Origin of the sequence: Sinorhizobium terangae (assembly GCF_029714365.1) — a bacterium.
GTDB classification, from domain to species: Bacteria; Pseudomonadota; Alphaproteobacteria; order Rhizobiales; family Rhizobiaceae; genus Sinorhizobium; species Sinorhizobium terangae.
Map to the genome: position 1 here is coordinate 621,703 of NZ_CP121660.1, position 12,726 is coordinate 634,428.

General features: G+C 58.9%; 12 protein-coding genes and 6 pseudogenes. 12 read left to right on the forward strand and 6 right to left on the reverse strand.

The genetic code is table 11. The features are described 5' to 3' along the window. Positions 1-83: 83 nt before the first annotated feature. Positions 84-1,868: a xanthine dehydrogenase family protein molybdopterin-binding subunit gene (locus tag QA637_RS21590; RefSeq protein ID WP_283066817.1), complete on the forward strand. Its 1,785-nt coding sequence runs from the start codon at positions 84-86 to the stop codon at positions 1,866-1,868. A gap of 2 nt (positions 1,869-1,870) precedes the next feature. Continuing rightward, positions 1,871-2,512 (forward strand): Isoquinoline 1-oxidoreductase subunit, encoded by a 642-nt coding sequence (locus QA637_RS21595; protein WP_153439773.1) that lies wholly within the window; start codon positions 1,871-1,873, stop codon positions 2,510-2,512. Positions 2,513-2,959: 447 nt separating this feature from the next. Here the strand turns inward: QA637_RS21595 and QA637_RS21600 are convergent, their stop codons facing one another. Next, complete coding sequence (locus QA637_RS21600; protein WP_283066820.1) at positions 2,960-3,601, reverse strand: peroxiredoxin-like family protein; 642 nt, start codon at positions 3,599-3,601, stop codon at positions 2,960-2,962. A gap of 83 nt (positions 3,602-3,684) precedes the next feature. Further along, a pseudogene (locus QA637_RS21605) lies at positions 3,685-3,935 on the reverse strand (hypothetical protein); the annotation flags it as partial. Positions 3,936-4,314: 379 nt separating this feature from the next. Here QA637_RS21605 and QA637_RS21610 point away from each other — a divergent pair. The 3 genes and pseudogenes from QA637_RS21610 to QA637_RS21620 all read left to right on the forward strand — a co-directional run bounded on the left by QA637_RS21610 (position 4,315) and on the right by QA637_RS21620 (position 5,715). Further along, positions 4,315-4,623 carry a type II toxin-antitoxin system RelB/DinJ family antitoxin gene (locus QA637_RS21610; RefSeq protein WP_283066822.1) on the forward strand — a complete coding sequence of 103 codons (309 nt, stop codon included), beginning with the start codon at positions 4,315-4,317 and terminating at the stop codon, positions 4,621-4,623. Then, a pseudogene (locus QA637_RS21615) lies at positions 4,620-4,912 on the forward strand (type II toxin-antitoxin system RelE/ParE family toxin). The gene QA637_RS21610 and the pseudogene QA637_RS21615 overlap by 4 nt, the downstream one beginning before the upstream one ends. Beyond that, positions 4,885-5,715, forward strand: a complete 831-nt coding sequence (locus QA637_RS21620; protein ID WP_283066824.1) for a PAS domain-containing protein — start codon at positions 4,885-4,887, stop codon at positions 5,713-5,715. The pseudogene QA637_RS21615 and the gene QA637_RS21620 overlap by 28 nt, the downstream one beginning before the upstream one ends. On the opposite strand, the gene QA637_RS21625 is transcribed toward QA637_RS21620, so the two are convergent. Beyond that, a complete protein-coding gene (locus QA637_RS21625; protein ID WP_283067400.1) occupies positions 5,694-5,846 on the reverse strand; it encodes a hypothetical protein in 153 nt (50 codons plus the stop codon). The genes QA637_RS21620 and QA637_RS21625 overlap by 22 nt on opposite strands. Here QA637_RS21625 and QA637_RS21630 point away from each other — a divergent pair. From QA637_RS21630 to QA637_RS21640, 3 genes and pseudogenes are all read left to right on the forward strand, one after another. Beyond that, entirely contained in the window at positions 5,826-6,254 is a 429-nt protein-coding gene (locus tag QA637_RS21630; protein ID WP_283067297.1) for a PAS domain-containing protein, read from the forward strand. The two genes, QA637_RS21625 and QA637_RS21630, sit on opposite strands and share 21 nt — an antisense overlap. Continuing rightward, positions 6,181-6,951, forward strand: coding sequence for a sensor histidine kinase (locus tag QA637_RS21635; RefSeq protein WP_283066826.1), 771 nt, complete (start codon positions 6,181-6,183; stop codon positions 6,949-6,951). Before QA637_RS21630 ends, QA637_RS21635 begins: the two co-directional genes overlap by 74 nt. Positions 6,952-7,206: 255 nt before the next feature. Next, positions 7,207-7,422, forward strand: a pseudogene (locus QA637_RS21640) (integrase core domain-containing protein); the annotation flags it as partial. Positions 7,423-7,443: 21 nt separating this feature from the next. Here QA637_RS21640 and QA637_RS21645 read toward each other — a convergent pair. Further along, positions 7,444-7,789: pseudogene (locus tag QA637_RS21645) on the reverse strand (response regulator transcription factor). A 126-nt stretch (positions 7,790-7,915) separates the two neighbouring features. Between QA637_RS21645 and QA637_RS21650 the strand changes: the two are divergent. Further along, positions 7,916-9,818: pseudogene (locus QA637_RS21650) on the forward strand (potassium transporter Kup). Positions 9,819-10,232: 414 nt separating this feature from the next. Further along, positions 10,233-10,389, forward strand: a pseudogene (locus QA637_RS31035) (IS21 family transposase); the annotation flags it as partial. Between the two features lie 226 nt (positions 10,390-10,615). Here the strand turns inward: QA637_RS31035 and QA637_RS21655 are convergent. After that, positions 10,616-10,999, reverse strand: coding sequence for a type II toxin-antitoxin system VapC family toxin (locus tag QA637_RS21655; RefSeq protein ID WP_283066828.1), 384 nt, complete (start codon positions 10,997-10,999; stop codon positions 10,616-10,618). Continuing rightward, positions 10,996-11,196 (reverse strand): type II toxin-antitoxin system VapB family antitoxin, encoded by a 201-nt coding sequence (locus tag QA637_RS21660; protein WP_283066829.1) that lies wholly within the window; start codon positions 11,194-11,196, stop codon positions 10,996-10,998. Before QA637_RS21660 ends, QA637_RS21655 begins: the two co-directional genes overlap by 4 nt. A gap of 868 nt (positions 11,197-12,064) precedes the next feature. Between QA637_RS21660 and QA637_RS21665 the strand changes: the two genes are divergently transcribed. Both QA637_RS21665 and QA637_RS21670 read left to right on the forward strand, forming a co-directional pair. Beyond that, the gene (locus tag QA637_RS21665; protein ID WP_283066831.1) at positions 12,065-12,319 is read left to right on the forward strand and encodes a type II toxin-antitoxin system Phd/YefM family antitoxin; all 255 of its coding nucleotides are present in this window, start codon (positions 12,065-12,067) and stop codon (positions 12,317-12,319) included. Continuing rightward, entirely contained in the window at positions 12,319-12,726 is a 408-nt protein-coding gene (locus QA637_RS21670) for a type II toxin-antitoxin system VapC family toxin (protein ID WP_283066833.1), read from the forward strand. Before QA637_RS21665 ends, QA637_RS21670 begins: the two co-directional genes overlap by 1 nt.

Here is a 12,726-nt window from a genome sequence, read left to right on the forward strand (position 1 = left end):
GCTGACCCACACGGTATGCAAACCCTTTGCTCGGCGACCAGATCACCGGGGGCTCCATCGCAATCCGCGCTGTTTACGAGCCCATGCGCAAGGCGGGCGCTGCCGCCCGCATCATGCTGGTGAACGCTGCAGCGCGAGGCTGGGGCGTCGCGCCCGAGACGTGCAGTGCCGAGGCCGGGCATGTCGTTCACGCCGCAAGCGGCCGCCGCGCTGCCTATGGCAGTTTGATACGGGCTGCGGCATCCGAAGCCGTTCCACAGGAAATGCCACTGAAGCCTGCGTCCAGCTTCAAGCTGATCGGCCAGTCCGTCCGGCGCCTTGACAGTCCGGAAAAGGTCAACGGTACCGCGAAATTCGGCATCGACGCACGTCCGCAAGGCGTGTCTTACGCGGCGATCGCAATCTGTCCCCACTTCGGCGGCAAGCTGCGCGCGGTCGAAGACGGACCGGCAATGGCGGTGAAAGGCGTCAAACAAGTTGTCCGGATCGAGGATACTGTTGCCGTCGTGGCCGACAACACGGGTGCCGCACGAAAGGCGCTCGCTGCTCTCTCCATCGAATGGGAGCCAGGCCCGAATGGCACTCTTTCGCTGGTGGACTTGGAGAAGCGCGCGGAAGAGGCGATTGACGGCAACGCCCTGCCGCACATCAACGAGGGCGATATTGCAAAAGCCGAAGCCGAGCACGGACCTGCGCTGGAGTTCGTCTACCGCCTCCCGATCCTCACCCATTCGGCAATGGAGCCGATGAACTGCACGCTGCACGTTCGCAGCGATGGCTGTGACGTGTGGGTTGGTACGCAGGTCATGGGGCGAGCACGGCAAGCCGTCGCCGATGTGACCGGGCTTCCCTTAGAGAAGGTCGTTGTGCACAACCACCTGCTGGGTGGCGGTTTCGGGCGGCGGCTTGATGTCGACGGGATCATTTTGGCGGCGAAAATCGCAAAGCAGGTCGAGGGCCCCGTCAAGGTTACCTGGAGCCGCGAGGAGGACATCCGCCGCGACTGCTATCGTTACCTGAACTACAGCAAGGTCACGGCGACTCTGGGCGCCGACGGCATGCCCGCTTCCTGGCGTCACCGCGTCATCGGCCCTGCCGTCATGGCGCGCTGGCTGCCGGCCTTCACCCGCGATGGCATCGACCTCGACATCATGGCGGGGGCCGAAACCCCCTATGCGATCCCGAACAAATACACCGACTTCGTGCGCCATGAGGCACCGGAGGGCATGTTGACGGGCAACTGGCGCGGCGTCGGTGCCACACGCAACCTTCCTGCCATAGAAGGCGGCATCGACGAGTTGGCCCATGCCGCCGGCGTCGATCCGCTGGAATACCGCAGACGCCTGCTTCAGCATAAGCCGCGTCTCCTCGCCGCGCTCGATCTCGCGGCGGAGAAGGCCGGTTGGGCAACTGCTCTGCCCCCTGGGAAGGGAAGGGGCATCGCGCTTTCGGAGGATTTCGGCAGTTTCGCCGCGATGATCTCGGAAATGAGCGTCGGGGAGGACGGAAGCCTAAAGACCGAGCGCATCATCTGCGCCGTCGACTGCGGCCAGGTCATCAATCCGGACACGGTCGAAGCCCAGATACAGAGCGGCATCATTTACGGTCTGAGCGCCGCTCTCTATGGACGCATCACTGTCCAGAACGGCGCCGTCGTGGAGGGCAACTTCGACGATTCTCCCGTTCTAAGAATAAACGAGACGCCGAAGATAGAGGTTCACATCGTGCCAAGTTCCGAGGCGCCAGGCGGCATAGGAGAGGTCGGCACACCGGGCGTCGCCCCCTCGCTCCTCAATGCGATCTTTGTGGCAACCGGTAAGCGACTGCGGTCGCTCCCGATCGACCATAACGAATTGCGGAGGGCGTGATCATGATCAAGCGGATTTTCGCCATCCCGCTCGTCGCCGTTCTCGCTGCGACCGGTATCGTTGCCGGTATGGGATCCCTGCAGACTTATGCTGAACCGTCGGATGGTGGAGCCCTCAAGTCCGTCTCCGACTTTGAGGCGATTGCGGACACCGGCGCGCGCTCGAAGGCCATCTTCGAGGAGGCAAGCCGTGTCATCACGCATCCGCGCTGCATCAACTGCCATCCGGCGACGCGCAGCCCGACGCAGGGTGAAGACATGCACCCGCATGTGCCGTTGATGAATGCCACCGAAAGCTCGCTGGGTCCGGCGGGACTTGTCTGCAGCACTTGCCACGGAGCCGAGAATCGTCCGGTGGTCGGCAGCCGCATGAAATCAATTCCGGGGAACGCGCACTGGTCATTGGCGCCGGCCAGCATGGCGTGGCAAGGATTGACGGTGGGTGATATCTGCCGGCAGGTGAAGGACACGAACCGGAACGGCAATCGGTCCCTTGCCGATCTCATCCGCCACATGGGTGAAGACCATCTGGTCGGCTGGGCCTGGCACCCTGGCGAAGGTCGCAGTGCTCCTCCCGGTTCGCAGGAGACGTTTGCCGCATTGATCGATGCCTGGGTCAGCACCGGTGCCGAATGTCCCGATTGAGGGGCTGAGGGGGCACAGGGAGACCAATCACCGTTTTGCGAAAAACCCGCCAGTTTCATCATTCACAACGGTGAGGCAGGGATATCTTAGTGCTTGCCGAACCGAGATGCCGCGCACGGGATTCGACGGCTCCATCGCGGGCTGTTCCTGCGGCCACAAGGTGCGGCAGCCCTGAGCGTGGCTCGACGGGAAAACAGCGCTCTTCAGGAGGGGTAGCGTTCGCATGTAGAGTTAAGTGAAATGTTGCACCGTTGAAAAAGCGTTTGCATTGCGGAAGCTTGCGAGATCAACTTTGGGACCTGGTCGACTCGATCGGCGCGGGGCGAGACAGGTAATCCGCCAAAATTGAAATCTCGGCAGCGCAGGCTAGGAGCTGACTACCTTGACGATGGCTCAAACCCACGGAATTGCCACAGGACGGTGGTCGTCGAGCGAGCTTTCAGCAGCCTATTGATGTGCGACTTGGGAAGCCGCCGACATCAGTTCCTTGGGATTCGGTGCCTTGAATGTATAGTCCTCCTCCAGAACTTCAGTGAAGCTCCAGCGTACGATCCCCGCCCGGTCCAGTAGGAACTGGCCGACAAGCTGCGCCTGGCCGGAAGCCATCATCCGCTGATCGGCTTCCGTAATCTCATATCCTTCCTTCCTGTTGAGAAACTCGTTCATTGCCATAACGTCCATAGGTTCGGGCAACTCGCGCGGGAGATGGACCCGTATCGCCATGGCCGTCTCCATCCCGACCTCTTGCAAGCCGAAAGCACGATGCGAGGCCCGCTCCGGGTCGGACGCCGCGAGAAGATCTGACATCGGGTGGTACCGGAAATAGAGCCGCGCGCGTTCGACCGGCGTGTTGACCACCGCCAGGCATTCGACGCCTTTCTCATGCAGGGCCGGTTTGAGCTGCGCCATCGCCGCGACATGGCGCCGGCAGAACGGACAGTGCAGGCCTCGAAACAAACCGATCAGTAACGGGCTACGGCCTCGAAAATCATTGAGCGCGACCTTGCCTTCGCGCGAGATGGCATCGAGTACAACATCTGGTGCCCGGACGCCCGGCTGCAGCGGGCGGTCGACACTACTCGTGGACATGGACAACCTCCTCGCAAGAAAAGGCAAAGCGCTTCGGGTTTGAGCCCGTGCTGGGCGCAAACCTCCCGCGCCAGAGAAAGTTAGCGTTTGGCTTCAGCCACATTGCCGAGGTCGAGATTAAGCGTTGCAAGCCCATCTTAACACGGAAAAAGCATCTGCGGTTCGCCCGTCTCCCGAGCCGTCATGAGCGCTCGCTATAATAACGGACAGCGAGTTCCGGCTTCCGTGGATTGGTGGATTTGCGCCAGCGCCAGGACGATCAACGGCACCGCCAGATGCTTCGTTGGTCGAGCGCACAGTGGATCTCGATTGCCTTCTCGGCGGCCGGTACACCTCCCAGTGTTCAACGTCTTGAAACTCGGGCGGCCTCGATGTGACCGGATGCCAAATGTGGCGAATGACCTCACACGAGAGCACTCCCGAATGCTATTGCGCTGAAGGTCCGGTTCCCGACCTCGTTTTGGACGCACAAGTCTGAGACGACCAAGGTCATCAACGGGTCGAGGGCGGCCGTTGATCCGACAGACGCTCATGCACAAATTTTACTTCGTCGACGAGCGATGTTCCGTTCTGTGCTTCGAAGATCGCATAATGTATCAACAGGAACGCCGCTGTCGCCGGCCCGAGTCCATGTGAATTCGGCATGAGACAGTCGCGGCGGCTCTAGAATGTGTCATGCATGTGCATTACATTGGCGATGAAGGAGATTGCACATGGCTTCAAATGCACTTGTTCAGACCCGGATCGATGCCGAGGTCAAAGAGCGCGCCACGGCGGTTTTAGAGAACATGGGTCTGACGGTCTCGGACGCTGTTCGAATCCTGTTAACTCGGACGGCGAATGAGGGCGCCCTACCGCTGGAACTCTTCAGTCACAGCGAGGCGCACGACGCTTGGTTCCGCGCCAAAGTGTTGCGGGCACTCGAGGATACCCGACCCGACGTCGACGATGCCGACGCCGATGCGCACTTTCGAGAGCGCCGGGCGGCAGCTTTGGGCAAGGCTGCGGCGGGTGATCGATGAGGCTTGTCTGGGCGCGATATGCGCTTGACGATCGCGACACCATCTTCAGTTACATCGAAAGGGAGAATCCGACGGCGGCGGTCCACGTCGACGAGGAGATCGTCAGCGCGGTACGTCGTCTGCTTGATTTTCCGGAAAGCGGCCGCCCTGGCCGGGTTGCCGGAACTCGAGAGCTTGTTATCCCTCGGCCCCCTACATTGCCGCCTACATGGTAATGGCGGATAGAATTCGAATTCTGCGTGTCCTGCATGGCGCCCAGAAGTGGCCCAGCGAGCTCGACGACGAGTAGAAGCAGCCTCACTTGTCGCGTCGTGGCCCCTAGAAGCCCTTGTAACGGAAAAGGAACGATCGACGTCGTCCGGGCGCTGCGCTGCGGCAGCCGGCAAAGTTGATCCGATCCAGGCCGCGAAAGTTGTCGAAGAACTCTTCGGTAACGGCTGGGCATTCGATGCGACAGGCCGTTGGAGCTATTTGCCACTGTTCGCGCAAACCACGCTCGGCAAGACACCGGACGAGCTCAACGCTTCAGTTGCAGAAGGAGACATAAGTTGGAAGCAACTGCTCCATCCCGATGAGTACGAGGCGGTGGCGGAAAAGTGGAGGCATTGCCTGCGCACCGGCGAGATGTTCAATGCCGAGTTTCGCATCCGGCGAAAGAGCGGATTTGCATGGGCGAGGAGCGCCGCCCGCGCTGTTTTCGATGAGCGGGGCCAGATCACCGGCTGGTATGGCACATCAATCGACATCGACGTCCATCGGAGGACTGCAGCGGCGCTGCAGGAGCGAGAAAATTCCCTTTCACACCTCGTTGACTTGGTTCCTTGCCATCTCTGGCGATTGAACGCGGATGGCGAACCGACGTTTATGAACAAACGGATGGTCGACTACGTTGGATGGGACATCACCGCTGCGGATGAACCTGACAAGCCGCGACTTGACGCGATATTCGATACAATCCATCCCGACGATGCAGACGGCGTTCGGCCGCACTTGGCGAAAGTCTGGCCACGGGACAGAGCCTTGGGAGACGTTATCGCGTGCGGCGCGCAGACGTGGTCTTTCGCTGGAAGTCAGTTCACGCCGAGCCGGTGAAAGACCAGGATGGCCGTATCGTGCATTGGTGCGGCATGTGCCTCGATATCGACGATCAGATCCGTGCCGAGGAGGCGAGGCAACTTGGCGAGCGCCACCTTCAACGGCTGGTGGACGCATTGCCAATACACATTAACAGTTGGACCCCAACCGGAGAAATAACTTACACCAATACAAGGTTCGTGGAGGCGCTCGGACTCCCGCACATGACGTTCGAAGGTTTTTTTGCCGCGGTCCTGGCGCTAGTTCATCCCGAAGATGTAGAAAGATTCCGAAAAACGATCACACAGGGCTTACGGGCTGGGGATGCCTTTGGGGTGCGATATCGGCGTTCTGTGGATGGCGCTTTTCGATGGCGGGAGACCAGGTTTGAGCCTCGGCGGGACCTGGATGGGGTGACAGTTGAATGGTTTGGGCTTGCGATTGACGTTGACGACGACGTCCGAATGCAGGAAGCCCTGAGCCTTGCCCAGGCCAACCTCGCGCGCGCCAGCCAAGGCCGCAAGCCTTGCCGAGTTCTCCGCATCAATTGCTCATGAAATAGCACAACCATTGACTGCCGTATCGACGAGTTCGGACGCGTGCCGGCGTTGGCTCTTAATGGATCCTCCGAACATTGAGCGCGCGCTGATGGCTTTGAAAGGCGTCCAGGGCGGCGCGAACCGCGCTGGTGATGTGGTGGCGCGGATCCGCGCATTGTTCAAGCATTCGGTCGACGGAAGGACGACAGCGGCCCTCAGCGCCGTCATCGACGAGACATGTGGTCTTCTGGCCGACGAAGCCGTATATCGCCGCGTTCGAATTGACGTGGAGATGCACGACGAACTGCCGCTTTTTGCCTTTGATCGCGTGCAGGTTCAACAGGTTCTGATCAATTTGATCCGTAACGGGATGCAGGCGATGGAGGCTGTTGCCGACAACAGAATTCTTGCAATTCGCGCCTTTCGGGCCGGCGACATGGTGCAGGTTGAGATCAGCGACACGGGTCCCGGCGTCGAGTCGCCTGAGATGATATTCCAACCGTTTTTCACGACCAAGAGCGAAGGCTTGGGTATGGGGCTGGCAATCTGCCGATCGATCGTCGAATCCCATTGCGGCCGGCTCTGGGTTGAACAAGGCAACCCGAACGGCGCAAACTTTGTCTTTACGCTGCCCGTCATAGCCCCCGGTCCGTCTGTTCACGCGTGGCCGGGATCGAACGAGTTTCGTACGGATCTGTCGCAAACCGGAGGGTAACGGGGATTGGGACATGAAAGCTCTTTCGTTGGATGGGGGAGCGACTCCAAAACGAGCGATCATCGTCCGCTAATCCACTGACCGAAATGTAAATTCTATTGGGAGTGCGTGTCTTGTCGCATATCGCCACGCTGTTACCACGCGATTCTTCAGTCCTCCGTTAGACGCGAGCCGGCGGACAATGGCTTTGGTCCGCGAGGCTTCTGTGGCCATATCGACTGCGAGGTCAGCAAGGATCTGTCGAACGTCCGGCGGCCAGTCTATACGCCCAAGACAAATGGGAGGGCCGAACGCCTGGTTCAGGCCGCTCTGTGCGAATGGGCCTATGCCAAGGCCTACGAAAACTCGCAGCAGCGGGCCGCCAACCTACCGGTGTGGCTCCACCGCTACAATTGGCACCGTCCGCATGGCAGCCTACAATCCAAACCGCCTATCAGTAGACTCGGCCACCTGTTGAGGCTCCACAGCTAGAGTAGAATCCGCTCGATTCCTTCATTGATCACTTTCGCCGTCGTTCCCGCGCGCCAGCGCAGAATGGATACAGTTCAATAGCTCCTGCTCACCAAACGGCTTTGCCAAATACCCGACAATGTCCGGGCCCAACCCACGTGCACGCAGATTCTCGTTCGGATAGGCAGTGATCAGAGCGGTCGGAATGCTCTCGCCCAAAGCGACGAGGCGGCGGGAGATCAAGCCCGCTCATTCCGGGCATATGGATGTCCGTTACCAGGCAGGTCGTCCGGCGAAGCTGGGGGAACTTTAAGAAATCGTCGGCAGATGAAAAGGCCTCGGCATCAAATCCCAGCGACCTCATCAGCCCCTGGTTAGCCTCGCGCATCGAAGTGGCCGGCGCGCCAAAGTCGGAAACTTCCTGTCACATCAGACGTTCTCTAGGGTGGAAAAGCAGCCGCCTTTCACACTGGCATCCGTGCTATAACGAAGCGGCTGCGACGAAGGGGGACCCATGGCCGCGACTCTCGAGCATGTGCCTGCACAGCCAAGCAATCTCCGTCAGTTCCTGGCGCTGACCCTTGGATCGGTGGGGGTGGTCTATGGTGATATCGGAACAAGCCCGCTCTATGCCTTCCGTGAAGCACTTCGCCCCTTTGCGGCAGGTGGGGTAGAGCGCGAAGAGGTCGTCGGTCTCATTTCACTGGTGATCTGGACCCTGACCATGATCGTCACCTGCAAATACGTCCTGTTCCTGCTTCGTGCCGACAATGACGGCGAGGGTGGCACGCTATCCCTGCTTGCCCTGCTCTTAAAAAAGGCACCGCAGTATACGACGGGCATGTTCGTAGCAGGTATCCTGGGCGCGGCTTTTTTCATCGGCGACGCGATGATCACGCCGGCGCTTTCAGTGTTCTCGGCCGTTGAGGGGCTGAAGCTCGTCACGCCAGCCCTCCACGATTACGTTCTGCCGATCTCGGCCGCCATCATGGTGCTGTTGTTTGCCGTGCAGTCCCGTGGCACTGGGGCAGTCTCGATCTTTTTCGGCCCGATCACTTTCGTCTGGTTTCTCGTAATGGGAGCCGCCGGTGTTGCCCATATCGGAGACGATCTCGCAATCCTCGCGGCATTCAATCCTGTTTACGCCATTACCTTTTTGTGGAATGCCGGCCTCGTCGGCTTCATCGTGCTCGGCGCCGTCTTCCTCACGGTGACAGGAGCCGAGGCGCTTTATGCCGATCTCGGCCACTTCGGTCGGCAACCGATCCAGGCGGCCTGGTTTGCGATCGTATTTTCAGCACTGACTTTGAACTATCTCGGACAAGGCGCGATGGTGCTGTCGCATCCCGATGCTATTTCCGATCCATTTTTCTTGATGTTCCCGACCTGTGCCCTATTGCCGGTGGTGATCCTTGCCACTGCCGCAACAATCATTGCCAGCCAGTCAGTGATCACCGGAGCTTTTTCGCTCGTGCGGCAAGCGATCCACCTCGGGTTCCTGCCAAGATTCGAGATCTGCTACACCTCGGAAACGAAAACCGGGCAGATTTATCTGCCCCTTGGTCAACACTGCACTCCTCACCGGCGTGCTTGTTCTCATGTTCGTGTTCGGCAGTTCCGAGTCTCTAGCCCCGGCCTATGGCGTGTCAATCACCGGCGCCATGGTGATCGACACAGTTCTCGCCTTCGCGTTTGTCCGCTATCTGTGGAACTGGCCTACGATGGCCGCGACTGCGTTCCTGCTTCCTCTGTTCCTTCTCGAACTGGTCTTTCTCGGGGCCAACCTATTCAAGATCCACCACGGTGGTTACGTGCCCATTCTTTTCGCCGCCACTTTGATGACGCTAATGTGGACCTGGCGAGTGGGCACCAGGCTCGTGCGCGAAAAAACAAGCCGCCAGGATGTCCCTCTCGACCGGTTCATAGCGGCGGTCGAACGAAAGTCCGAACACGCTCCGGTCGTAGTGCCGGGAACCGCGATCTTCCTGACCGCATCACCGGACACCACCCCAGCGGTTCTCTTGCACAACCTCAAGCACAACCACGTGCTGCATGAGCATAATGTCATCCTCACCATCAAGACCGCCAAAGTGCCTTATATCCCGGAAACGGATCGGCACACGCTAACAAAGCTAACCGATCGGTTCAGCAAACTGGAGCTCAGATTCGGCTTCATGGATGATCCGAATGTGTCGAGGGCACTGGCGCACTGCCGGAAGGAAGGGTTCAAATTCGAGATCATGACGACGTCCTTCTATCTCGGACGGCGCAAGCTGGTCTCAGACCCCCAGTCGGGCATGCCGAAGTGGCAGGACAAGCTCTTCATTGCAATGGCGGAAGCGGCGATCGATCCGACCGACTACTTCCATCTGCCTGCGAACCGCGTTGTCGAAATAGGCGAGCAGGTGATCGTCTAGCGTAGCCACGCATGACGCTGGGGCACCGACCAGGTTTGTGGCGGCCTCGGCGCTGACGACTTCCTGTTCAAGAATCCTCGCTGACGTCGTTCGACTCGATCTCCGACTTGGTACTTGCCGAAGGCGATCGGATGGAGATTTCCGCGACAAGTACCGGCACGAAGGTTGCCGGAGACCCGGCATTCACCTTCATCGGGCGGCCGCATTCAGGGGCATGGTGGGCGATTTGCGCTAGGTAAGAGGCGACTTTCCGGCTCCTGATGCGACGGTCTTCGAACTAAAGGGTTTCAGTCTTTGATTGAATCTGTTGATCTCCACTGAGCACTGACCCGGCATTGCGGGATATTTCCATCGAGAATTGACCATGTTTGAACCACCCCTGGTTGTTTTGAGTGGGGCTATGGGGTGATCGACATGGCGTTATTGAACGTAATCCGACGCTGGCATTTTCGAGAACATCTATCGATCCGGCAGATTTGCCGCGGGACTGGCGTGTCCCGGAATACTATCCACAAATATCTGCGATCCGAGGGCGTGGAGCCGAAAAGTTCCGGAACGGCCCAGCAAGCTTGGAAGGCCAGATCATTTGCGAGCATTGCCGCATCATCGAACGTTGCCATGACCGGCCGGGACAGACGGTCTACGAAGAACCGTAGCTTGTTCTCGTTCTATGCTGAAACGATCGCACAAGGAGATTGCTGTCTTTGGTTGATAAAGGCCATGTATCGACCGGAACTTTGCGCCCTGTTGGCTCCACCGCTCAAGCAGCCAGAGCAACGGCCATGGCCATTCAGTGCTTAGTTCCCCGCATGAGCAGGGGTGTGCAGCGACGCCCCCGCCTTTTCTGCCGCTGCCCGCAAACGCTTGGCTCTGGTCCACAAAACCACTCGCTGATCGAGGAGAACCGAAGCCAGCAAATGGGCATCCGTGTAGCCAATGCCCATGCTAAAAATAGCGTGGCGATCTATCATCATCACGACTTCGTCGTGCGTTGCGACGAGCGCTTCGCGCTGAGCCGTCAGGAATGCTATCACGCTGGTGCGATCCCTAAGGCTGCCAAGTGCGAGCTCTCCGATCACGGCCGGATGGCAGAGGAGACGATCTTCCTCAATAATCTTACGCAGTTCGGGATCGGTATGCCGGAAATGATCAATCCAGATTGAAGTGTCGGCAAGGATCACTTGGCAGCTGGGCTCCGGCGGCGTGGAGCGGCCTCCGCATCCGGCATCGTTCCTCCGAGCGCGATGAGGCGTTTTCCTGACTCCACACGAACAAGCGTCTCTAATGCCTGGCGGACCAGAGCGGCGGTTTCCTTCGTGCCGGTTAGGGACTTAGCCCTTTCCACGAGAGTGTCGTCGAGGTTGATAGTCGATCGCATCGTTTGGTTCCCACTTTGGTGTTGCAGATAGCACCATTTGGTGAAGAAATCTACGCCTCGATTGACCGTCGTGGTATTACAATCCGGAACGCAGACATACCGCGGGCGGGTGCCCCCCATTAAAGCGATCGCTGCTTGGCCACCGACATGCAACCAAAACGGCCGCGATCCTGAGACTGGCTAGGGCCGAGGGTTCTATTCCGCTCAAGGCGAGGGATACAGGTCGATTTTCCCGAACGTCGGAGCGATTCTGAAGTGTAGCCGCATTCTTTACTAGTGACGTGCTTTTGTTACTAGTAATTTGTTTCAAATTTCGATCATATTTAAAGGAAGCTTCGGACTAATTCTTGCAATTTAACTTAAGAAGAAGCGTCCTATACTCAGGTAATCAACTATGAGGCGTCGGCGCCGGCATCCTGATCGAGTGCGTCACTCTCGCGGAGATTTCGGCCGAGAACCTGTCCTTCACCGAGATCTACTATTGAGGCGTATGGCGGTGCCCGGCTCCCGCGAGCGAACCGGGCATGTCAATCGGCGTTGAATGGAATGTGGCACTCAACGTGAGTTACCACTCAAGGGAGTTGATCCTTCCTCCACGAGCCCGATGCAGGGCTTGTTCCCAGGATGTTCAGGTTCTGGGCTAAGAGGATCGCATAATGTATCGTCTGGAAACGGCGGCGTCGGATTTTCGGTCAGCCGTAGTTCCATGACGTGAAGGAGTTCAGTCGACCGCGACGGACAATCGAGGTTGCCGATCGCGCGGCGTTGCGCCCAGGTCATCGATCGACCGCACGATACATCGGCCCTTTCAATGACAGACAAAGAGGGCTATATAGCTAGACAGTCTAGCTAACTCGGGGTGTGAAGCATGGAATGGCAACTACAGGACGCCAAGAACCAGTTCTCGAAGGTGGTACAGAAGGCGCGCCATGAGGGGCCGCAGATTGTCACGCTGCGCGGTGAGCGCACCGCCGTCGTGCTGTCCGCTCGTGACTACGACGCCCTACGCGCTGGCCGGCCGACTTTAGTCGATGATCTGCTTGGAGGTCCCGCTTGGGACGATCAACTCGCTGATGCGGTTAATGTACGTATCAAGACGCCGAGTCGCGACGTGGCCTTCTGATGTATCTGGTTGACACAAACATTGTCTCAGAGGCGCGACGTGGGACGTCGCAAGCCGTGTCTTGGCTGCGCTCTGTCGATCCGCTCAGCATTCACTTGAGTGCGCTCACCCTCGGCGAAATCATGCGCGGCATTGCCCTCAAACAGGAGTCGGATCCGAAGACTGCCGCGCACCTCACCGAATGGCTGCGCAAACTGCGCCACGACCATGGCGACCGCATTTTGCCCATAACTGACCAAATCGCGGTCGAATGGGGCCGCATCGCGGCAATCCGGCCCCGTGGCGATATCGACGGGTTGATCGCCGCGACTGCCATCGTTCACGATCTCATCCTTGTCACACGCAACGTCAAGGATTTCGAAGACACCGATGCTTCCGTGATCAATCCTTGGGAAACGTCGGCGTGA